Genomic DNA, 22,307 nt, shown 5'->3' on the forward strand with positions numbered 1-22,307 from the left:
CGCGTCATCCCAGTGTCCGTTCCGAAACGTGAAAGGGTGAAGACCATGGCCGAGGACTACAAAGTCAAGGACATCTCGCTGGCCGATTGGGGCCGTAAGGAAATTGAACTGGCCGAAATCGAGATGCCGGGCCTGATGGCGCTGCGCGACGAGTACGGCAAGTCGCAACCCCTGAAAGGCGCCCGCATCGCCGGCTGCCTGCACATGACGATCCAGACCGCGGTCCTGATCGAGACGCTGACGGCGCTGGGTGCGGAAGTCCGCTGGTCGTCCTGCAACATCTTCTCGACCCAGGATCACGCGGCTGCCGCCATCGCGGCTTCCGGTGTTCCGGTCTTCGCCTGGAAAGGCATGAATGAAGAGGAATTCTGGTGGGCCATCGACAAGACGATCGAAGGGCCGAACGGCTGGGTTCCGAACATGATCCTGGATGACGGCGGCGACCTGACCGTCCGCATGCATGAGAACTTCCCGGCGCTGCTGGACGATGTGAAGGGTCTGTCGGAAGAGACCACGACCGGTGTCCACCGCCTGTATGAAATGGCGAAGAAGGGCACGCTGAAGGTTCCGGCCATCAACGTGAACGACAGCGTCACCAAGTCGAAGTTCGACAACAAGTACGGCTGCCGCGAAAGCCTGGTGGATGCGATCCGCCGCGCCACCGACGTGATGATGGCCGGCAAGGTCGCCGTCGTCGCGGGCTATGGCGATGTCGGCAAGGGCTCGGCTGAAAGCCTGCGCAACGCCGGCTGCCGCGTGATGGTCACCGAAGCCGATCCGATCTGTGCGCTGCAGGCCGCGATGGAAGGCTATGAAGTCGTAACGATGGAAAACGCGGCCCCGCGCGGCGACATCTTCGTCACCGCCACGGGCAATGTCGACGTGATCACGGTCGACCATATGCGCGACATGAAAGACCGTGCCATCGTCTGCAATATCGGCCATTTCGACAGTGAAATTCAGGTCGAGGGCCTGAAGAACTTCAAGTGGGACAACATCAAGCCGCAGGTCGACCAGATCGAGTTCCCCGACGGCAAGAAGTTGATCCTGCTGGCGGAAGGTCGCCTGGTGAATCTGGGTTGCGCCACCGGCCACCCCAGCTTCGTGATGAGCGCGTCCTTCGCGAACCAGGTCCTGGCCCAGATCGAGCTTTGGAACCACGCGGACAAGTATGACAATCAGGTCTATGTCCTGCCGAAGCATCTCGACGAGAAGGTCGCGGCGCTGCATCTCGAGAAGGTCGGCGCGCAGCTGACGACACTGTCGGAGAAGCAGGCATCCTATATCGGCGTCTCCGTCGAAGGCCCGCACAAGCCGGACGCCTACCGCTACTGATCCAGCGGATCCGAGCGACAGAAAACAGGGCGGTGCATCGCCGATGCGCCGCCCTTTTTCATGCCCCCTTTCGGCAGGCGGGCGAACCGCACTAGACTGCCCCCGATCCAGTTCGGGGGAAGTGCGTCCAAATGGTTTGGCCCGACATGGTATGGCCGGCAGTTGCGTTGACCGGTGCGGCGGCGGCCGCAGCGCAGGCGGTCCTTTGGTGGCGTGCCCGCCAGGCGGCCCGTATGGCGGAGCGACGCGCCGACCGGTTTCAATCCGTGTTGAACGAATCCCCCTATGGCGTCATTCGCCGCCGGCCCGACGGCTGGCGTCCCAACCCGGCGGCGGCGGCAATCCTGAAACTGCCGGCGGAGGCGCCCGTAGACCTGACGGACCTGCTGGCGCGTTTCAGCGACCGCCACCGCGGAGCGATCGACGAATCCCTGGCCGCCATGCTGGACGACGGGCGCCCGTTCGAGATGACGGTGGACACGGACGAGGACGGGCTGGTGCTGACCCTGTGCGGGCGCATCGTCGAGGGCGAAACGGCGATCTGGCTGCGCGACGACAGCGCGTCGGCCTGGCTGGCGGAACAGTATACCGAACGCGAAGACGAGATGGAGTTGCTGCGCGGCGTGCTGGATACCGTGCCGCACCCGATCTGGTGGCGCGACCGCGACGGCCTGCAGATCGCCGGCCATAACAAAGCCTTCCGCGATACTTTCGGGGGCGATGAGAAATCCCGGGCGGTCGGCGCACCGGGCCGGGCGCTCGACCTGGCACGGCTGGCGCAGCGAACGGGCCTGCCGCAGAGCGAGAGCCGCCATATCGTCCTGGGCGGCGACCGCCACGCCATGGATATCATCGAATCTCCGGTTCCCGGGCACCAGGGCGTGGTCGCCGGCATCGGCCAGGACATGACCGCGCTGGAAAACCTCCAGATGTCCCTGGCGGAACATATTGCCGTTCAGGATCAGGTGCTTGAGAAGCTGACCACGGCGATTGCGATCTTCGGTCCGGACCGTCGGCTGAAATTCTTCAACGACCCCTATGCGGGTATGTGGCAGCTTTCCCCGGACGTGCTGGACGATCAGCCGATCATCGGCACCTTGCTGGAACTGCTGCGCGAGAACCGTCAGCTTCCGGAACTGTCCGACTTCCCGGCTTTCAAGCGACAGATGGAGCAGTTGTTCACCACCTTGATCGAGCCACGGGAGGACCTGCTTCACCTTCCGGACGGCCGAACGATCCGTGCCGTCGCCTCGCCGCATCCGCTGGGCGGCCTGATCTTTCAGTACGAGGATGTGACCGACCGGCTGGCGCTGGAAAGTTCGCACAACACCCTGACGGCCGTACAGAGGTCCACCCTGAACTCCCTGTTCGAAGGGGTCTGCGTCTTCGGGCGGGACGGTCGGATGAAGCTGTTCAACAACGTCTATGCCAGCCTGTTCGATCTGGATCCGGACTGGCTGGCGACGGAGCCGCATATTTCCGAAGTCGCCAATTTCGCAAAGGGTGTGATCCGGAACGAGGGCGACTGGGAAACCCTGCGACGGCGACTGATCACCTCGGTCTCGGAACCGGCGGCGCGACAGGGGCGGATGACCCTGCTGGACGGCCGAGTGCTGGATTACGCCTATGTTCCCCTGCCTGACGGGCAGTGCCTTGTCCTGTATCTCGACATCACCGATTCGACCCAGGTCGAGCGCGCCCTGCGCGAGCGCAATCGAGCCCTGGAGAATGCGGATCTCTTGAAGAGCCGTTTCGTGTCCAATGTCTCCTACGAATTGCGCACGCCGCTGAATGCGATCATGGGATTTGCCGAACTGCTGCGCCTGGAGAATTTCGGAACGCTGACGGAGCGGCAGACGGCCTATGTCAACGACATCCTGATCGCCGCATCGGACCTGTCGGATCTGATTGGGGACATTCTGGACTTGGCGGCGGTCCAGGCCGGGTTCATGCAACTGGAAAGCGTCAAGATCGATCTGGCGGCCATGCTGCAGGAAGTCTGCGTTCTCGTGATGGCCGATCGGCCGGCGACCGCGCGTCTCACCCTGACCCCACCCCAGGGAGAATGTCTGGTTTCCGCGGACAGGCGCCGCCTGTTCCAGGCCCTGCGTTACCTGATCGCCGACGCTGCCCGGCACGCGCCGACCGGCCCCGAGGCCGGGATTTCCCTGATCACGCAAGACGGACGCCATCAGATCCGGCTGACCGTGCCGATGACTCTGGCGGACGATTCCGCCTGGGCGCGACGGGCATCGGGAAATCCCGATCTGGATATCGTCGAACATGCCCTGGCGACCGGCGCCGATATCGGGATCAGCCTTGCCCGCTCCCTGATCCATGCCCAGCGCGGCACACTGGATGTCGCGGAGGACGAGGTAACGCTGATCTGTGCCTTCGAGGACGCTGCCAGCGAGCTGGCCTGACCGGATCGGGTGTCAGCCGGGGACCCCCTTGGTCGTCGAATATTCGAAATGCAGGGCCTCGCCCGGATAGACGATGCCATGAATTCGGTGCGCGGCCGCCGCGGCGTCGGAGAACCCCTGAAGGATCAGCTTCAGCTTGCCGTCATAGGTCGCCACGTCGCCGATCGCGAAGATGCCCGGCAGCGGCGTCTCGCACGTCGCCCGATCCACCGGAATCGTGTTCCGGTCCACCGCAAATCCCCATTCCGCGATCGGCCCCAGCTTGGCAGCCAACCCGAAGAAGGGCAGCAGCACATCCGCTTCCAGTACGCGCTCGTTGCCGTCGAAATCCTTCACCTTCACGCCGGAAAGCGCCCCGTCGCTGCCTTCCAGGCCGCTCAACTGGCAGGGTGTGACCAGTTCCAGCTTGCCCTTTTCCGCCCAGGACATCATCCGGTCGACCGATTCCGGCGCGGCGCGGAACTTGTCCCGGCGATGGACGACATAGACCTTCCTGGCCACCTCTGGCAGGGACATTGCCCAATCGACCGCGGAATCGCCGCCGCCCGCGATGACGACCGTCTTGTCGCGAAAATCCTCGCGCCGCTTGACCATGTAGAAGACCGACTTGCCCTCATAGCTCTCCAGCCCGTCCAGCGGCGGACGGTTCGGTCCGAAGGCCCCGCCGCCCGCGGCGATGACGACCGCCTTGCATCGGAAAGCCGTACCCTTTGAGGTTTCCAGCACGAAGCCGCCATCCGGCTGCGGCGCCAGCGCCGTCACCTGCTGATTCAGGTGATAGACCGGATCGAAGGGGGCCGCCTGTTCTTCAAGCTTTTCGATCAGCGCCGCCCCGTCGATTCGCGGATGGGCCGGAATGTCGAAAATCGGCTTCTCAGGATAGAGCGCCGTGCACTGACCGCCGACCTCTTCCAGCGAATCCACGATATGGGCGCGGATTTTCAGCATGCCCAGTTCGAAGATCGCGAACAGGCCCACGGGGCCGGCCCCGACGATGACGACGTCGGTTTCGATCGGCGCAGCGGCGGTCTCGGTCATGGATGTCACCCCGGAATTGTGAACGGTTGGGTTTGTCGAATCGCAGTGATATGAAGAGGCACCGGACCGGAGCGTCAAGCGCCGGATGCCGGAAATCTTCGCAAAACTGCCATTTTCGAGCCGCCCGTGCCGCCATCCGAACCGGATACAACCCCGACCGATCAGAACCTGACCGTGTTACTGCCCGACCCGGCAGCGACGGCACGCCTCGGCGCGGCGCTGGGGCTTGTGCTGCGGACCGGGGACGTGGTGGCATTGACCGGCGATCTGGGCGCCGGCAAGAGCGCATTGTCCCGCGCCGCCATCCGGGCCCGGCTGGGGGACCCCGAGGCGGAGGTGCCGAGCCCGACCTTCACCCTGGTGCAGACCTATGAAGCGGCGGACCTGGAAATCTGGCATGTCGACCTTTACCGGCTGGACGACCGCGCCGATGCGATCGAACTGGGTCTCGACGAAGCCTTCGCGGAGGCCGCGAGCCTGATCGAATGGCCGGACCGTCTGGGCACGGATCTGCCGGCACAGGCGCTGCGGATCGAGATCGTCCACGACGGCGAAGGGCGGCAGGCCCGGATCACCGCCCCGGCGGAATGGCACAACCGGATCGACGAGGTGATACGAGATGCCGACTGATCGCAGCGCGGATATCGACCGCTTTCTGGCCGAGGCCGGCTGGTCCGGCGCAACGCGCCGCCTGCTGGCCGACGATGCGTCCTTCCGCCGCTACGAAAGAGTGGAGCGGGACGGAAAGCAGGCCGTCCTGATGGATGCACCGCCCGAGAAGGAAGATGTCCGGCCTTTCGTTACGGTAGCGCAACTTTTGCGCAGCCTGGGGCTCAGCGCCCCGGAAATCCTGGCCACGGACGAGGTTAACGGATACCTGCTGCTGGAGGATCTGGGGGACGATACCTATACCCGCGTCCTCGCGCGGGGCGGCGACGAATACGAGATCTACGGATTGGCGACCGATACCCTGATCCGGTTGCAGCGCGACTTCAGACCGGCCGAGCAGGTGCCCGACTACACCAGGGACCTGCTTGCCAAAGAAGCCGACCTGTTGATCGACTGGTACTGGCCGGCGGTCAAGGGCGCTCCCTGTCCCGAGCCGGACCGTGCGGTGTTCCGCGGCCTCTGGCGCAATGCGCTGGATCATGCCTTCGCCGTACCGTCGAGCCTGGTGTTGCGCGACTATCATGTCGACAACCTGATCCACCTGCCCGACCGCGAGGCCGAGGCGGCCTGCGGCCTGCTGGATTTCCAGGACGCGGTCATCGGCCCGGTGACCTATGATCTGGTCTCACTGTTCGAAGATGCCCGCCGCGACGTCCCCCATGCCTTGGCGAACGGTCTGATGCGGCGCTACCTGAACGCCTTCCCGGCCATGCCGCGCGACGCCTTTGCCCTGTCCTATGCAGTACTGGGCGTCCAGCGCGCGACCAAGATCATCGGAATCTTCACCCGGCTGGACCGGCGCGACGGGAAGCCTCGATACCTGCACCATATCCCGCGCACCTGGCGCTGGCTGGAAGGCGGATTGAACCATCCGCTGCTGCGCGATCTGAAGGAATGGTATGACATGAATTTCCCGCCGTCCCTGCGCAGGGCCCCGGCCGGGTCGGACGAAGCGAAAGAGGCTGTTGCGCGTCAATGACCGAAATCGATACCGCCATGGTGCTGGCCGCCGGCTTCGGCAAACGGATGCGGCCGCTGACGGAGACGACGCCGAAACCGCTGGTCCGACTGTGCGGCAAACCGCTGATCGACTGGACCTTCGAGCGGCTGCGCAGCGCCGGCCTGACCCGCTTCGTCGTGAACAGCCATTATCTCGGCGATCAGATCACCGCCCATTTCAAGACCAGCGAAGACGTCATCCTGTCGCCGGAGGCGGAGATTCTCGACACCGGCGGCGGTGTCGCCAATGCCCTGCCGCTGCTGGGCGACAAACCGTTCATGGTGGCCAATGCCGACACGGTCTGGCTCGACGGCCCTCGGCCCGCCGCGGAGCGGATGCGCGCCGCCTTCGATCCCGACCGGATGGACGCGCTTCTGCTGCTGCATCCGATCGCGACGGCCGGCGGCGATTATGCCGGGCCCGGGGATTTCCATCTCGACCCGACCGGTCTCGCCCGGCGCCGTGTCGAGCACGAGGTCGCGCCCTATCTCTTCGCCGGGCTGTCCGTTCTGACGCCGGACCTGTTCGCGGACGCGCCGGACGGAGCGTTTTCCCTGGTCGCGCTCTTCGACAAGGCCGCGGCGGCCGGGCGGCTTCATGCGCTGGTCCATGACGGCGAATGGTATCATGTCGGCACGCCGGAAGCCCTGGCGGAAACCCAGACCGTGATCGAGCTGGGGCACACCGCCAGCAATACCCGGTGACGTCGAAACCGCCACTTGGCGGCACGCGCCAATTGCCGTTAGTGTCGTGCCCGTGACCAACCTCTACTCGATCCCGACCTGGCGGCCTTTCGTCGATGCGCTGGCCGAGGGGCTGCTGGCCCGGACGGCGGCGGACCCGCTTGCCCTGTCAGACATCCTGGTACTGCTGCCGACACGCCGGGCGTGCCGATCCCTGCGCGAAGCATTTCTGCGCCGAAGCGGCGGCCGGGCCATGCTGCTGCCCCGGATGCGCCCGATCGGCGAGGTCGATGAAGAGGAACTGGTCCTGACCGCCCCCGGGGACGAATCCGGCGCGATCGCCGATCTGCTGGACCTGCCGCCCGCCATTTCCACGACCGAGCGGCTGTTGCGCCTGACCGAACTGGTGAAGGCGCTGCGCAACGCCCAGGCCAAGGCCGATCCGGCCCTGGACGAGATCGGCCCGGACCAGGCGCTGTTGCTGGCCCGGGAACTGGCGCGCCTGCTGGATCAGGTACAGACCGAAGGCCTGACACTCGACAATCTGGAAGCGCTTGTGCCGGAGGAATATGCCGAGCACTGGGCCCAGACCGTTGTCTTCCTGAACATTCTGCGCAGTGAATGGCCGGCCTATCTGGCGGCATCGGGCGAGATCGACCCGGCGGAGCGGCGCAGCCGCCTGATGCGAGCCCAGGCGCGGGCCTGGCGCGAGGCACCGCCACGGCATCCGATCGTCGTCGCAGGGTCGACCGGCTCCATCCCCGCCACGGCGGAGCTGATTGTTTCGGTATCGCAACTTCCCTTGGGCACCGTCGTTCTGCCGGGCCTGGACCGGGTTCTGGCCGAAGAGGACTGGCCAGCGGTTCGGGAGGACCCGACCCATCCGCAATTCGGCCTGGCTCAGTTGCTGGACCAGCTGGGGGCAGGACGTGCCGATGTCGTCGACTGGCCGGACGATGACGAACCGCCCGCGGAGCCCCGGATCGCCCGCGCCCGCCTGATCGCCGAGGCACTGCGCCCGGCCGAGACGACCGAACGCTGGCGCAGTCTGGACGACCTGGATGCCGGAGGGTTCGAAGGCGTCGAATGGCTTGCCGCGCCGTCTCCCGCGGCCGAGGCGGAACTGGCCGCGCAATGCCTGCGCGAGGTCCTGGAAACGCCGGGCAAGACCGCGGCCCTGGTCACGCCGGACCGGATGCTGGCGCGGCGGGTCGCGGCACAGATGGACCGGTGGGGCATCCGCATCGATGATTCCGCGGGCCGACCGCTGTCCCAGACCGAAGCCGGGCGGTTTTTCCGTCTGACCGCGGAGGCGGTGGCCGCGCGTCTGAGTCCGGTCGCGCTGCTGGCATTGCTGAAACATCCGATGGCGGCGCTGGGCGGGCGCCCGAACGATCTGCGTCGCGCCGTGCGCAATCTCGAGATCGCCTGCCTGCGCGGCCCGAAACCCGTCGGCGGGACCGAAGGACTGCGCCGTGCCATCGAGGCGCGCCGTGCGGATCCCCGCGGCCCGGGCGACGCCGTGCTGGACGATGCGCTGCGCCTGACCCATGCCATCGAGGCCGCCCTGAGCCCGCTGACCGACCTGCTGGAGGCCGGCCGCGCGCCGTTCGATTCCGTGCTGAAGGCCCATATCCGGGCATCGGAGAACCTGGCAGCGCGGGAGGACCGTCCCGGCGCGGATTCGCTGTGGCGCGACGATGATGGCGAGGCGTTGGCCGATTTCACCCTGGACCTGATTCCCCATGGTGCGCTGCTGGGTCCGGTCGGCCCGGGCGATTATGTGGCACTGATTGATGCGTTGATGCAGGGCAAGACGGTACGCCCGCGCCATGGGGCGCATCCGCGCGTCGCCATACTGGGCCCGCTGGAGGCCCGACTGCAACATGCCGACCGGTTTGTCCTGGCGGGCCTCAACGAGGGTATCTGGCCGCCGGAACCGGGTGACGACCCCTGGATGTCCCGCGCCATGCGCCGGGATTTCGGGCTGCCGGCCCATGAACGGCGCATCGGCCTGGCGGCCCACGATTTCGCCCAGGCCTGCGGTGCGCCGGAAGTCGTTCTGCTGCGGGCGGAAAAGAGCGGCGGTCAGCAGACCGTGCCCGCCCGCTGGCTGGAGCGGCTAGCCACCTTGACCGAACGGCTGGGCCTGGATGTCCACCTGCCGAAGAACAACGGGCACTCCACCGCGCGTCTGGTCTGGCAGCGCATGCTGGATCGGCGCGACCGCCTGCCGGCCCTGACCCGTCCGGCCCCGACACCCCCGGTGGACACGCGGCCCGACCGGCTGTCGGCGACCCGCATCGAAGTGCTGATGCGCGACCCCTATTCGATCTATGCCCAGTATGTCCTGGGCCTCAGCGCCCTGGACCCGCTGGAAGCCGATCTGGGCGCAGCGGACAAGGGGACCATCATCCATCAGGCGCTGGACGCCTTCACCCGCGCCCATCCCGACGCCCTGCCGCCCGACGCGGCGGATCGCCTCCTGCAATTCGGGGAAGAGGCCTTCGGCAGCCAGGTCCTGGCCAACCCGGCGGTGAAGGCCTTCTGGTGGCCGCGTTTCGTCCGCATCGCGCACTGGTTCCTGGCCCAGGAAGCGGCGCGCCGGACCCGCTTGACGGCCAGCCATACCGAAATCAAGGGCAAGATGACCATTCCCACGCCGCGCGGGGGCTTCACCCTGTCGGCGGAGGCGGATCGGATCGACCGGTTCCGCGACGGCGGTTATGCCATTCTGGATTACAAGACGGGTTTCGTTCCGACCAAGCGGGCGGTGGCCGAGTTAACCGCGCCGCAATTGCCGCTGGAAGCCGCAATTCTGAAGGCCGGCGGATTTCCGGGCGTGCCGCCGGGCCCGGTGGTTGAACTGGCCTATTGGAAGCTGAGCGGCGGCGATCCACCGGGCAGCATCCAGACTGACGGCAAGCTGGACGCCGACGCCCTGGCCGATACGGTGGCGGAAAGGCTGACTGCCCTGATTCAGGCCTATGAGGTGGAGACGACGCCCTATCCTGCGGTCCCACGGGCGGAGCTGGCACCACGTTTCAACGACTATGCCCATCTGGCCCGGATCAAGGAATGGTCGCTGGGCACGGAAGGTGGGGAGGGCGACGCGTGACCGGGCGCACCACACAGAAGCCCGACCCGGACCTGATCCAGCGCCGGGCTGCGGACCCGAAGGCCAGCGTCTGGGTCGCCGCCAGCGCGGGCAGCGGCAAGACCAAGGTCCTGACGGACCGCGTTCTGGCGTTGCTGGTCGATGGGGCGAAGCCGGACGGCCTGCTGTGCGTGACCTTCACCAAGGCCGCGGCCTCCGAAATGGCCAACCGCATTCACCGCAGACTGTCGCAATGGACGCGGCTGAGCGATGCGGAGCTTGAGACCGCGATCCGGCGGCTGGACGGCGGTTCCGTCACGGCGGAGAAGATGAACAGGGCCCGTCGCCTCTTCGCCCAGGTGCTGGATCTTCCCGGCGGGCTGCGTATCCGCACCATTCATTCCTTCTGCCAGTCGGTCCTGGGCCGATTTCCCCTGGAAGCCCGGGTCGCCCCCAATTTCGAGGCCATGGATGAAAGGCAGGCGGCGGAGGCCATGGACCTGGCACAGGAGACGGTTCTGCGCGCCGCGCTGGCCGGCGGCGTCCTGGGCGAGGCGCTGGAACGGGTGACCGCCCGGGCAATTGAAAGCGGCTTTTCCGACCTGATGGCAGAGATGTCGCGGCGCCGCGGCTGGCTGTCGGAGGCGCTGCGCCGTCACGGCGGGCTGGAGGGCACGATTGCCGCCCTCTACGATGCGCTGCAGGCCGAACCGGGTCTCGACGAGGCAACCATCATCGCGAAGGCCTGCGCCGCCGATGCCCCGGATGAAATGGGCCTGCGCTTGGCGGCGGAGGCGCTGCGGAATTTCGGCGGCAAGGGCAATCAGGACCGCTGGCCGGTCATCGAGGCCTGGCTGAACGGCGGGCCGGAAACCCGCATTGCCACCTTCGACCGCTATTTCGGCGTCTTCATCACGAAGGAGGGCACGCCGAACAGCAAGATCGTGGTCAAGAAGATCACGGAGAACAGCCCGGCCAGCATCGATGTGATCGGTGTCGAGCAGCAGCGGCTGATGGCCGTCGATGCCCGACTCCGGCGACAGGGCACCGCCCGGGCCAGCGAGGCGTTGCTGCGGCTGGGCGCGGCGGTCCTGAAGGCCTATGAGGACTTCAAGCGCGCCACGGCACGGCTTGACTATGACGATCTGATTCAGAAGACCAGCGCCCTGTTGACCCGCGATACCGTGCCCTGGGTCCTGTTCAAGCTGGATGGCGGCCTGTCCCATTTGCTGATCGACGAGGCGCAGGATACGAGTGCCGATCAACGCCGGATCGTCGATGCCCTGATCGGGGAGTTCTTTTCCGGCGCCGGCGGCAGCGCGGAGCAGCGGACCCTGTTCGTCGTCGGCGACGCCAAGCAGTCGATCTACAGTTTTCAGGGCGCCGATCCCGAAGGATATCGCGCCTGGCGGGACAGTCTGTCCCGGTCCGCGATGGCCGGCGGCACGGACATCCGTCCGGTCCCGATGGAAGTCTCCTTCCGCTCGGTTCAGGCCGTCCTCGACGCGGTCGACAGGACCTTTGCCGAACCGCCCGCGAGCGATGGCGTGGTCACACCGGAAGAGGCGCCGCTGCGCCATTATGCCTTCGCCCGGAAGGCAGGGCTGCGCGGCCGGGTCGAGGTCTGGAGTCCGACGGCACCGGGCGATGCGGTGGACCCGGACCCTTTCGCCCCCCCGGACGCGGCGCTGACCGGCGGTACGGATGCGACACAGATTCTCGCCGCGGGCCTGGCCACAACAGTGCGGGGCTGGCTTGACCGGGGCGAGTTGCTGGAATCGGAAGGCCGCCCGATCCGCGCCGGGGACATCCTGTTTCTCGTGCAACGGCGCACCGAGTTGATCGATGCCCTGGTACGGGAGTTGAAACGGCTCGACATTCCGGTGGCCGGGGTCGACCGCATCGCGCTGACAGAGCAGATCGCGGTCATGGATCTTCTTGCCCTGGCCCGGGCGCTGCTGCTGCCGCAGGACGACCTGACCCTGGCCTGTGTCCTGAAATCGCCCTTTGTCGGATTCGACGATGACGATCTGTTCCGGATTGCCCGGGACCGGGGCGGAAACAGCCTGTGGCAGCAACTCAGCAGGATGCGGCTGGACGATCCGCGACTGACCGCGGCTGCAGACTGGTTCGACGGATTGCTGCAGGCCACGGATCGACTGCCGCCCTATGAGCTGTTTCAGCGGGCCCTTCTGTCCCCCTGTCCGGGACCGGGCAGGATGGCAGCCGCCGGCGACACCTATACCGGCCGTCAGGCCCTGGTCGCCCGGCTGGGTGCGGAGGTCGAGGACCCGCTGGAGGAGTTCCTCAGCCTCGCCCTGGACCATGACGTGAAACGGACACCGACGCTGGAAGGGTTCCTGTCCTGGTTCGCCCGCGGCAATACCGAGTTGAAGCGCGACCTGGAAACCGAGGCGCGGGATGAAATCCGCATCATGACGGTGCATGGCGCCAAGGGGCTGCAGGCGCCGATCGTGATCCTGCCCGACGCCCTGACCAAGAGCGGCGCCCGCAGTGCCCCGCTGCGCTGGCTGCAGCGCGAAGCGGGCGGCGCCCTGCCGATCTGGACACCGTCCGGCCGCTATGAGGATGCCGTGGCCGCCGAGCTGAAACAGGCTGAGAAGGACGCCGCGGAGCGGGAGTATCGACGGCTGCTCTATGTCGCCATGACCCGGGCGGAATCGCGCCTGATCGTCACCGGCCGCCTGGCCCGTCGAAAACCGTCGGAAGGCAACTGGCTCGACCTGGTAAAAGGCGGCCTTGAGAAGCTGCCCGGCACCCGCACCGAAACCCTGACACCGGTCCCGGAATGGCAGGCAGAGGCGCTGATCTACGAAACCGGGGATCCGGCCGCAGCAGCAGAAGCCGACCGCCCCGCCGCCGCCGGTGCCGTGACGGCCCCGGCCTGGCTGACATCCCCACCGCCGACAGAGCCCAGCCCGCCGCGGCCGCTGGCACCCAGCCGGCCGGGGAATACAGATCCGCCCGTGCGCTCACCGCTGGACGATGCCGATCCCCTGCGGTTCAAGCGGGGCACCCTGGTGCACCGTCTGCTGCAGACGCTGCCGGATCTGGCGATGGAGAAACGACACGATGCGGCGGCCCGCTTCCTGGCGATGCCCGCCCATGACCTGACGGCCGATCAGCAGGCACAGCTGCGCGACGAGACCTTCGGCGTTCTGGAGCATCCCGGGTTTGCCGCCCTGTTCGGCCCCGACAGCCGGGCGGAGGTCCCACTGGCCGGCCTGATCGAGCAGTCCGGCGAATCGAAAGGACCCTTCGCCGTCTCCGGGCAGGTCGACCGGCTTTTGATCCGGGGGCATGAGATCCTTGTCCTCGACTATAAGACACTGCGACCGGCCCCATCCGACCCGGAGCGCGTGCCCCCGGCCTATCTGGCCCAAATGGCCGGATACCGGGCGATTCTGCGCCAGATATATCCGGATCGACCGATCCGTTGCGCCCTGGTATTTACGGAAACGCCACGTCTTGTGCCGCTGCCGGACACACTGTTGGACAGCCACGCTTGATTCCGAATCCTCCCCTGCCTAGATTCGGGTCAGCGATACGGGGCACCCAGGCAATTGGAGCCACCACAACATGACCCGCCGACGGGGTAGACACCGTCCATGACGGTCAAAGGAGTTACGCCATGAGCACGGTCAACGTCACCGACGACGAATTTGAAACGAAAGTCCTGCAGGCCGACGGTCCGGTCCTGGTCGACTACTGGGCCGACTGGTGCGGTCCCTGCAAGGCCATCGCCCCGGCGCTGGACGAGATTTCCGGCTCCATGCAAGGCAAGCTGACGGTTGCCAAGCTGGACATCGACAGCAACCCGCTGACCCCGTCGAAATACGGTGTGCGCGGCATTCCGACGCTGATGCTGTTCAAGGACGGTCAGGTCGTCGGCACCAAGGTCGGTGCCGCGAAGAAGAGCGACCTGGAAAGCTGGCTCAACCAGCACGTCTGATCGCAGACGGGCATCCTGCCAAAGCAAAACCCCCGCCTGGTGCGGGGGTTTTCTTTTACCCGGTGCCGGAATGCCGGCGCCTGGGAAGGAAATCAGTCGTCGCGGGCCGACTGGGCCGGGTCGTCGCCCCGCCCCCCCTGCGGATCGTCCTCATCCGGATCATTCGCCGCACCGGGCTTCAGATCCCGCACGACTTCCGGGCGCCGCAGCAGATTATCGATCCGGTTGGCCTCATCGAAGGATTCGTCGGCCATGAACCGCAGACCCGGCGTGTATTTCAGGCGCACCTCCCGGGCCACCTGGCCGCGCAGGAAGGCCCCCGCGCGCTTCAGGGCGGAGATCACCTCGCCGACATTCTGACCGCCGAGCGGCAGGACATAGGCCGTTGCCGTCTTCAGATCCGGCGAGCAGCGTACCTCGGATACCGTGATCGGCACATTGGTCAGCGCCGGGTCACGCAGCTCACCCCGGGCCAGAATACGCGACAGCGCGTGTCGGATCTGTTCCCCGACACGCAACTGACGCTGTGATGGTTCTCTGTCACTCAAACCCGGACTCCCTCGCCGTGGTCCGGATCGGCGATTACAGCTCGCGCTTCACCGACTGTACGTCGAAACACTCGACCACGTCGCCGACCTTGATGTCGTCGTAGTTTTCGAAGGCCATGCCGCATTCGTAGCCCTGCTTGACCTCACGAACATCGTCCTTGAAGCGCTTGAGCTGTTTCAGCGAGCCCTCGTAGATCACCGTATCGTCGCGCAGCAGGCGCACCTTGGCGCCGCGGCGGACTTCGCCGTCGGTGATCATGCAGCCTGCGACCTTGCCGACCTTGGTGATCGCGAAGACATCGCGGATCTCGGCATAGCCCAGGAATTCCTCGCGCTCTTCCGGCGCCAGCATCCCCGACAGGACCGCCTTCATGTCGTCGATCAGGTCATAGATGATGGAGTAGTACCGGATATCGACCCCGTCGCGGCGCGCATGGTCGCGGGCCTGCGGGTTTGCGCGGACGTTAAAGCCCAGGATCACCCCGCCCGTCGACGATGCCAGCGTCACGTCGGATTCGGTGATCCCGCCGACAGCACCGTGCAGGACGCGGACCTTCACCTCGTCGGTGGCCAGTTTGTCCAGCGCCGCGATGATCGCCTCCAGCGAGCCCTGGACGTCGGTCTTGACGACGACCGGAAGCTGCTCCGCCTCGCCGGCCTTGACCTTCTCGAACATCTGCTCGAGCGTCCCGCGTCCGGCAATGGTGAACTGCGCCTCGCGCGCCTTGCGCTGACGGTAGTCGGCGATTTCGCGGGCCTTGGATTCATCGCTCAGCACGACGAATTCGTCGCCGGCCTGCGGCGTGCCCTGCAGTCCCAGCACCTCGACCGGAACGGACGGACCGGCCTGTTCGACCGGGCGGCCCTTGTCGTCCAGCAGCGCACGGACACGGCCCCATTCCTGACCGGCGACGAAGATGTCGCCGACCTTCAGGGTGCCGCTCTGCACCAGCACGGTCGCGACGGAACCGCGGCCCTTTTCCAGCTTGGCCTCGACCACCGCACCGCGGGCCGGCGCCTCGGGCACGGCCTTCAGTTCCAGCATTTCGGCCTGCAGCAGGATCGCCTCTTCCAGCGCGTCCAGGTTCAGGCGCTTCAGCGCCGACACTTCGATGCAGATCACGTCGCCGCCCATGTCTTCCGGCACCAGTTCGTGCTCCAGAAGCTGCGTCTTGGCACGGTTCGGGTCGGCGCCTTCCTTGTCGACCTTGTTGACTGCCACGATGATCGGCACTTCCGCCGCCTTGGCGTGGTTGATCGCCTCCACCGTCTGCGGCTGGATACCGTCATCGGCCGCGATGACCAGGACGACAATGTCGGTCACCTGGGCGCCGCGCTGACGCATGGAGGTGAACGCCGCGTGGCCGGGCGTGTCGAGGAAGGTGATCGTGTCACCGGAATTCATGGTGACCTGATAGGCACCGATATGCTGGGTGATGCCGCCGGCCTCGCCCGCCGCGACATCGGTCGCGCGCAGCGCATCCAGCAGCGAGGTCTTGCCGTGGTCGACATGGCCCATGACCGTGACGACCGGCGCGCGCGGCACGCCCTCGCCTTCCGGCTCCTCCGGCTTGATCAGTACGTCTTCGACATCGGCTTCCGACACACGCTTCACCCGGTGGCCGAATTCCTCGGCGACCAGTTCGGCGGTATCCGCGTCGATCGCCTGGTTCACGGCGGCCATGACGCCCATCTTCATCAGGGCCTTGATGACATCGGGGGCCCGTTCGGCCATACGGTTGGCCAGATCACCGACGGTAATGGCTTCCGGAATCGTAACTTCGCGCACTACTTTCTCCCCGCGCGACAGACGTTCGCGGTTCTGCTGTTTTTCACGCTCGCGCGCCCGGCGCAGCGCGGCCATGGAACGACCGCGGCTTTCACCGTCATCGTCTTCCAGGGCCTGGGAAATGGTCAGTTTGCCCTGACGGCGGCGCGGCTCGCCCCGCAGGCGCATCGTGCCCTTGTTCTTCTTGTCCTTCTCCGCGGCGGCGGCGGCCGCGGCGGCGTCCGCCTCGGTCTTGGCCTTTGCGCGGGCCGCGGCATCCGGCTTCTCGGACGGCGGCAGAGGCACATCCTCGGCTGCAGGCGCTTCCGGCTCCGGCGCCGCAGCGGGCTTCACCTCGGAGGCTTCGGCTTCGGCGGCCTGCTTTTCGGCCTCTTCGGCCTTGCGACGGGCTTCCTCTTCCTCGGCGAGACGGCGCGCCTCTTCCTCTTCGGCCTTGCGGCGACGGGCTTCCTCGGCCCGGCGCTCGGCTTCCTCAGCCTCGATCTTGCGGCGCTCCTCCTCCTTCGCGGCCCCTTCCAGGGCGCGCAGGCGGGCCTGGCGTTCGGTTTCGGACAAGCCGTCCAGCGGGTTTTCCGCGACCAGCTTGTTGCCTTCCTGGGCCGGCCGGCGCGCGGCGCCGCCCTTGACGGCCTTCATATCGCCGCCGTCGGTCCGTTCGAAGGAACGCCGGCTCTTCGTTTCGACGATCACGGTCTTGGAACGGCCATGGCTGAAGCTCTGGCGCACCTGTCCGCTTTCGACCGTCTTCGACAGGCTCAGCTTGCCCGGTTTCCCGAGTGAAAGCTTGCCGCCGCTCTTAGAAGTTCCTTCGCTCATCCGTCGTCCTTTCCGACTGGCCGACCCATGCCGGCCGCCGTCTCTCTAAAACCTTTCAACCGCCCTGCCTCCGTCAGGAAGCGGCGGCTCAGTCCGCCCGGCGCCAGCGCCGCATGCACGGCCGTCTCCCGGCCGAAGGCCTCGCCCAGCTCCGCGGCATCCAGGACCGCGACAACCGGCACGGCATCACGGGCCAGGGCCGCCAGCTTCGACCGGCCGTCCTCGGCGCCATCGCGGGCCTGAAGCAGGACCGCAGCGCCGGGATCGCCCTTCAGGGCCGCGCGGGTCTTTTCGAACCCGCAGACCGCCTCTCCGGCGCGTCGCGCCAGGGAAACCGTCTCGATACAGCGCCGCGTCAGCAGCTCGGCGACCCGGTCGATCAGGTCCGGCGGTGCCGTGACCGCCGCGCGCGCCGCACGGGCAAACAGTTTCCGGTCCAGCGCCGTCTTAATGCTTCGTGCATCGGCGCTCAACCACATTCCACGTCCCGGCAGCTTTGCCGCCAAGTCCGGGACCACCACACCGTCGGGGCCCAGCACGAAGCGGATCAGCTCTTCCCGGGACCGTCGCTCCCCGGTGGCGAGGCAGCGGCGAACCGGTTCCCGACCGGCCGATGCCGTTCCCTCGTCGGTCGCGAGCTCCGGCAGGGCCGGCTCTTCCGGTTCCGCCATCGCGCAGCTACCCCACTGAATCCGTTCAGGCCGTGCCTTCCGCCTCTTCCTCGTCGGCGTCCGCTTCGGCCGCCATCATGGCGTCCAGCTCTTCCTGCGTGATCCAGCCGGCCACGACGCGGGCATTCATGACCATCTGCGTCGCGTCTTCCTCGCTCAGATCGTCGCCGCGCAGAATGCCGTCATTCGGATCGGTCAGTTCATCGGCCGCAAGACCGGCGAAGTCGTCGACCGTGCAGATTTCGTTTTCACCCAGCTTGATCAACTGCTTGTTGGTGAAGCCGGTGAACTCGGCCAGCGCATCCTCGACACCCAGTTCCTTGCGCTTCTCGTCGAGCAGGCGGTTCTGTTCGTCCAGATGGCTGTTGGCACGCTCGGACAGGGCTTCCGCCACATCCTCGTCGAAGCCTTCGATCGCCGCCAGTTCATCGGTCGGGACATAGGCGACTTCCTCGACCGAGGTGAAGCCTTCCGTCACCAGAAGCTGGGCGATCATGTCGTCGACATCCAGCGCTTCCATGAACAGTTCGGAGCGTTCGACGAATTCTCGCTGACGCTTCTCGGATTCCTGCTCCTCGGTCATGATGTCGATGTTCCAGCCGGTCAGCATCGACGCCAGGCGAACATTCTGCCCGCGGCGGCCGATGGCCAGAGACAACTGTTCGTCCGGCACCACGACTTCGATCGTGTTGGTATCGGGGTCCATGACGACCTTGGTCACCTCGGCCGGCGCCAGGGCGTTCACCACGAAGGCCGCGTCCTCGTCCCGCCAGGAGATAATGTCGATCTTCTCCCCCTGCAACTCGGCGACCACGGCCTGGACGCGGCTGCCGCGCATGCCGACGCAGGCGCCGACCGGATCGATCGACCCGTCATTGGACAGCACGGCGATCTTGGCGCGGCTGCCCGGGTCGCGGGCGACCTTCTTGATCTCGATGATGCCGTCATAGATTTCCGGCACTTCCTGGGCAAACAGCATGGCCATGAATTCCGGCCGGGTACGCGACAGGAAGATCTGCGGCCCCTTCGGCTCGCGGCGCACATCGTAGATGAAGGCGCGCACGCGGTCGCCCCGCTTGAAATGTTCGCGCGGAATGATCTCGTCGCGGCGCAGCACGGCTTCGGCGCGGCCCAGATCGACGGTGACGTTGCCGTATTCCACCCGCTTGACCAGACCGTTCACGATCTCGCCGGCGCGGTCCTTGTATTCCTCATACTGGCGCTCGCGCTCGGCCTCACGGACCTTCTGGACGATGACCTGCTTGGCGGTCTGAGCGGCGATGCGTCCGAAATCGATCGGCGGTAGGCGGTCGACCAGGAAGTCGCCGACGACGGCGTCCGGCTTCTTGCGGCGTGCACGCTCCACGGTGACCTGTTTGACCTCGTCCTCCAGGTCGTCCGCCTCGACGACTTCGATATAGCGGGCCAGGACGATCTCACCGGTCTTGCGGTCGATCGACGCCCGGATATCGTGCTCCATGCCGTATTTGGAGCGGCCGGCCTTCTGGATGGCCTGCTCCATCGCCTCCAGCACGAGCTCGCGCTCGATCCCCTTCTCGCGTGCGACAGCGTCCGCCACGGCGAGCATATCGGTACGGGTGATCGTGATGCCTTCCATCGTCTTCACGTCCTTATGACTATCAGTCCGTCAATCAGTAATGCGTCCGGCGCGGATCAGACCGCAGACCCTTCCGCCGTTCCTTCCGAGTCGTCCGCCGCGGCGCGGCTCGCCTCGATCAATGCATCCGTCAGAACCAGCTTCGCATCCCGGATCGCCTCGAAAGGGATCTGGAATTCGGCCGTATCGGTCTCTATCGACACCGCATTGCCGTCGATACCGCCCAGGATTCCCCGGAACCGGCGCCTGCCGTCCATCAACTGTTCCAGCTCGATCTTCACTTCGAAACCGGCAAAACGCTCGAAATCCCGCGGACGGGTCAGAGGCCGGTCGATGCCGGGAGAGCTGACTTCCAGGCTGTAAGCGCGCTCAATCGGGTCCTCGACATCGAGGATGGCCGAAACGGCGCGGCTGATATCCGCACAATCATCTACCGTGATGGGCTTTTCGTCCAGCCGATCCGCCATGATCTGCAGCGTGACCCGCTCTTTGCCCATCAGACGGATGCGCACCACCCCGAAGCCCATGTCTTCGAGTGCGGGTCCGATCATATCCGCGATGCGCTTTTCAATCGCCATTCGGCCGTCCGTTGCCAACAAAAAAGGGCGGGCCACGGCCCACCCCCATCCATCGCTCCCATAGAATGAGGCGATACAATGAAAGTTACGGTGCGCTTAATACGCCAAACCGCCCGGCAATTCAAGACCCGCCCGGCTCAGACGCGACGGAACCTCAGGTAGGAGGGACGGCCGGCCAGCGCCTTGGTCTCGTAGCGCGTCGGGATGTGGTCGTCCCAGCGTTCGCGCCAGTCTTTCGGGCCGGCGGCCAGCCAGTCGAAGGCATCGTGGCGCCCGACCTGATACAGCATCCAGTCCAGATAGTCCGGATGGTCGGTCGCACAGCGCAACTCCGCCCCCGGGCGCAGCAGCCGGGCGAGACGCGGCAGGTTTTCCGGGCCGACGAAACGGCGCAGGCGATGGCGCTTCTTGGGCCAGGGGTCGGGAAACAGGATATAGGCCCGGCCGAGACAGCCGTCGGGCAGGGCATCCAGCAGCAGCCGTGCATCGTCGGCCAGAACCTTCACATTGCGCAGACCCGCCGCGTCGGCATCCCGCACCACCTTGGCGACGCCGTTGATGAAGGGCTCGCATCCCAGAAATCCGATATCGGGATGCCGTTCCGCCTGGGAAACCAGATGCTCGCCGGAGCCGAAGCCGACTTCCAGCCAGAGGTCCCGGATCGCGCCGTCGAACAGCGCCGTCGGGTCGGCCGGCAGCGCCCCCGGATCGACCGCAAAGGCCGGCAGCCGGTCGTCCAGAATCCGCTGCTGTGTCGGGTTGAGCGCACGCCCCTTGCGGCGGCCGAAGAATTTCGGACGGCTGGAATCGGGCCTGTCTTGGGTCATGACCGCTCGGTCCGGCCCGGTATAGCCGGGCCGGCCTCCCTTCGGATCAGGTCAGGGCAGCTTTCAGCGCCTCGACCAGGTCGGTGCGTTCCCAGCTGAAATGACCTTCGGCGGTCGGCTCGCGACCGAAATGCCCATAGGCCGCGCTCGGGGCGTAGATCGGCTTGCTGAGACCGAGATGCTCTCGGATCCCGCGCGGCGACAGGTCCATGACCTCGTTCACGGCGGCGACGAGCTTGTCTTCGGCGACACGGCCTGTGCCGTGCGTATCCACCAGCAGCGACAGCGGCTTGGAAACGCCGATCGCATAGGCGACCTGGATCGTGCATTTGTCGGCCAGATCGGCGGCCACGATGTTCTTGGCGACATAGCGCGCGGCATAGGCGGCGGAACGGTCGACCTTCGTCGGATCCTTGCCGGAGAAGGCACCACCGCCATGAGGCGCAGCACCGCCATAGGTGTCGACGATGATCTTGCGCCCGGTCAGGCCGGCATCGCCGTCCGGACCGCCGATGACGAACCGGCCGGTCGGATTGACATAAAATTCCTCTTCCGGCGGGAACCAGCCCTTCGGCAGGACCTTCTCTACATGCGGTCGCACGATTTCGCGGACCTGCGGCTGTTCCAGCCCGTCGTCATGCTGGGTCGAGACCACGACCGAGGTAACGCCGACCGGCTTGCCGTCTTCGTATTTCAGCGTGACCTGGCTCTTCGAATCCGGGCCAAGGCCGCTCTTCGGGTCGCTGTGGCGGAACGCGGCGAGGCTCTTCAGGATATCATGCGAATACTGGATCGCTGCCGGCATCAGCACATCGGTCTCACGCCGGGCATGGCCGAACATAAGCCCCTGATCGCCCGCGCCCTCGTCCTTGTTGCCGGCCGCGTCGACACCGACCGCAATATCCTGCGACTGGGCATGCAGATAAATCTGCACTTCGGCGTTTTCGTAATGGAACCCGTCCTGCGCGTAGCCGATATCCTTCACAGCGGCACGGGCCAGGGCTTCGATCTTGTCCTTGTTCACTTCGCCATTGTCGACGACGCCCGCCGGGCCCCGCACTTCACCGGCGATCACGATCCGGTTCGTCGTCGTCAGCGTTTCGCACGCGACGCGGGCGCCGGGATCGGTAGCCAGAAACAGATCGACGACTTCGTCGGAAATTCGGTCACAGACCTTGTCCGGGTGGCCTTCGGAAACGGATTCACTCGTGAACAGGAACGAATTGGCCATACTGGTTGTCC

16 protein-coding genes are annotated in these 22,307 nt (G+C 66.1%); 8 read left to right on the plus strand and 8 right to left on the minus strand.

Features of this window, described 5'->3' with window-relative positions; translation table 11 throughout:
• Positions 1–45 precede the first annotated feature (45 nt).
• Positions 46–1,335, plus strand: coding sequence for an adenosylhomocysteinase (ahcY, locus tag R8L07_07560; protein MDW3205388.1), 1,290 nt, complete (start codon positions 46–48; stop codon positions 1,333–1,335).
• 131 nt (positions 1,336–1,466) lie between these two features.
• The gene (locus tag R8L07_07565; protein MDW3205389.1) at positions 1,467–3,758 is read left to right on the plus strand and encodes a PAS-domain containing protein; all 2,292 of its coding nucleotides are present in this window, start codon (positions 1,467–1,469) and stop codon (positions 3,756–3,758) included.
• Positions 3,759–3,770: 12 nt separating this feature from the next.
• Here the strand turns inward: R8L07_07565 and R8L07_07570 are convergent, their stop codons facing one another.
• Positions 3,771–4,796, minus strand: a complete 1,026-nt coding sequence (locus R8L07_07570; GenBank protein MDW3205390.1) for an NAD(P)/FAD-dependent oxidoreductase — start codon at positions 4,794–4,796, stop codon at positions 3,771–3,773.
• A 168-nt stretch (positions 4,797–4,964) separates the two neighbouring features.
• Here R8L07_07570 and tsaE point away from each other — a divergent pair, with 168 nt between their 5' ends.
• The 6 genes from tsaE (at position 4,965) to trxA (ending at position 14,218) form a co-directional block, all read left to right on the plus strand.
• The gene (gene tsaE, locus R8L07_07575) at positions 4,965–5,426 is read left to right on the plus strand and encodes a tRNA (adenosine(37)-N6)-threonylcarbamoyltransferase complex ATPase subunit type 1 TsaE (protein ID MDW3205391.1); all 462 of its coding nucleotides are present in this window, start codon (positions 4,965–4,967) and stop codon (positions 5,424–5,426) included.
• A complete protein-coding gene (locus tag R8L07_07580; GenBank protein MDW3205392.1) occupies positions 5,416–6,444 on the plus strand; it encodes a phosphotransferase in 1,029 nt (342 codons plus the stop codon). Before tsaE ends, R8L07_07580 begins: the two co-directional genes overlap by 11 nt.
• The gene (locus tag R8L07_07585; GenBank protein ID MDW3205393.1) at positions 6,441–7,169 is read left to right on the plus strand and encodes a nucleotidyltransferase family protein; all 729 of its coding nucleotides are present in this window, start codon (positions 6,441–6,443) and stop codon (positions 7,167–7,169) included. Before R8L07_07580 ends, R8L07_07585 begins: the two co-directional genes overlap by 4 nt.
• Positions 7,170–7,221: 52 nt before the next feature.
• The gene (gene addB / locus R8L07_07590; GenBank protein ID MDW3205394.1) at positions 7,222–10,266 is read left to right on the plus strand and encodes a double-strand break repair protein AddB; all 3,045 of its coding nucleotides are present in this window, start codon (positions 7,222–7,224) and stop codon (positions 10,264–10,266) included.
• A complete protein-coding gene (gene addA / locus R8L07_07595) occupies positions 10,263–13,775 on the plus strand; it encodes a double-strand break repair helicase AddA (GenBank protein MDW3205395.1) in 3,513 nt (1,170 codons plus the stop codon). Before addB ends, addA begins: the two co-directional genes overlap by 4 nt.
• A gap of 122 nt (positions 13,776–13,897) precedes the next feature.
• On the plus strand, positions 13,898–14,218 hold the full coding sequence (trxA, locus tag R8L07_07600; protein MDW3205396.1) for a thioredoxin TrxA: 321 nt from the start codon (positions 13,898–13,900) through the stop codon (positions 14,216–14,218).
• Positions 14,219–14,310: 92 nt separating this feature from the next.
• On the opposite strand, the gene rbfA is transcribed toward trxA, so the two are convergent.
• The 7 genes from rbfA to metK form a co-directional block, all read right to left on the minus strand.
• Positions 14,311–14,766, minus strand: a complete 456-nt coding sequence (gene rbfA / locus R8L07_07605; protein ID MDW3205397.1) for a 30S ribosome-binding factor RbfA — start codon at positions 14,764–14,766, stop codon at positions 14,311–14,313.
• Positions 14,767–14,800: 34 nt separating this feature from the next.
• Positions 14,801–17,371 carry a translation initiation factor IF-2 gene (infB, locus tag R8L07_07610; GenBank protein ID MDW3205398.1) on the minus strand — a complete coding sequence of 857 codons (2,571 nt, stop codon included), beginning with the start codon at positions 17,369–17,371 and terminating at the stop codon, positions 14,801–14,803.
• The gene (locus R8L07_07615; GenBank protein MDW3205399.1) at positions 17,368–18,042 is read right to left on the minus strand and encodes an RNA-binding protein; all 675 of its coding nucleotides are present in this window, start codon (positions 18,040–18,042) and stop codon (positions 17,368–17,370) included. The genes infB and R8L07_07615 overlap by 4 nt, the downstream gene beginning before the upstream one ends.
• Before the next feature lie 25 nt (positions 18,043–18,067).
• Positions 18,068–19,660, minus strand: a complete 1,593-nt coding sequence (gene nusA / locus R8L07_07620) for a transcription termination factor NusA (GenBank protein MDW3205400.1) — start codon at positions 19,658–19,660, stop codon at positions 18,068–18,070.
• Between the two features lie 56 nt (positions 19,661–19,716).
• The gene (rimP, locus tag R8L07_07625) at positions 19,717–20,238 is read right to left on the minus strand and encodes a ribosome maturation factor RimP (protein MDW3205401.1); all 522 of its coding nucleotides are present in this window, start codon (positions 20,236–20,238) and stop codon (positions 19,717–19,719) included.
• A 137-nt stretch (positions 20,239–20,375) separates the two neighbouring features.
• Complete coding sequence (locus R8L07_07630; protein MDW3205402.1) at positions 20,376–21,065, minus strand: tRNA (guanine(46)-N(7))-methyltransferase TrmB; 690 nt, start codon at positions 21,063–21,065, stop codon at positions 20,376–20,378.
• 46 nt (positions 21,066–21,111) lie between these two features.
• Positions 21,112–22,296, minus strand: coding sequence for a methionine adenosyltransferase (gene metK, locus R8L07_07635; GenBank protein ID MDW3205403.1), 1,185 nt, complete (start codon positions 22,294–22,296; stop codon positions 21,112–21,114).
• Positions 22,297–22,307 lie beyond the last annotated feature (11 nt).

Source organism: Alphaproteobacteria bacterium, assembly GCA_033344895.1.
In the GTDB taxonomy this organism is placed as follows: Bacteria; Pseudomonadota; Alphaproteobacteria; order UBA8366; family Aestuariispiraceae; genus Pacificispira.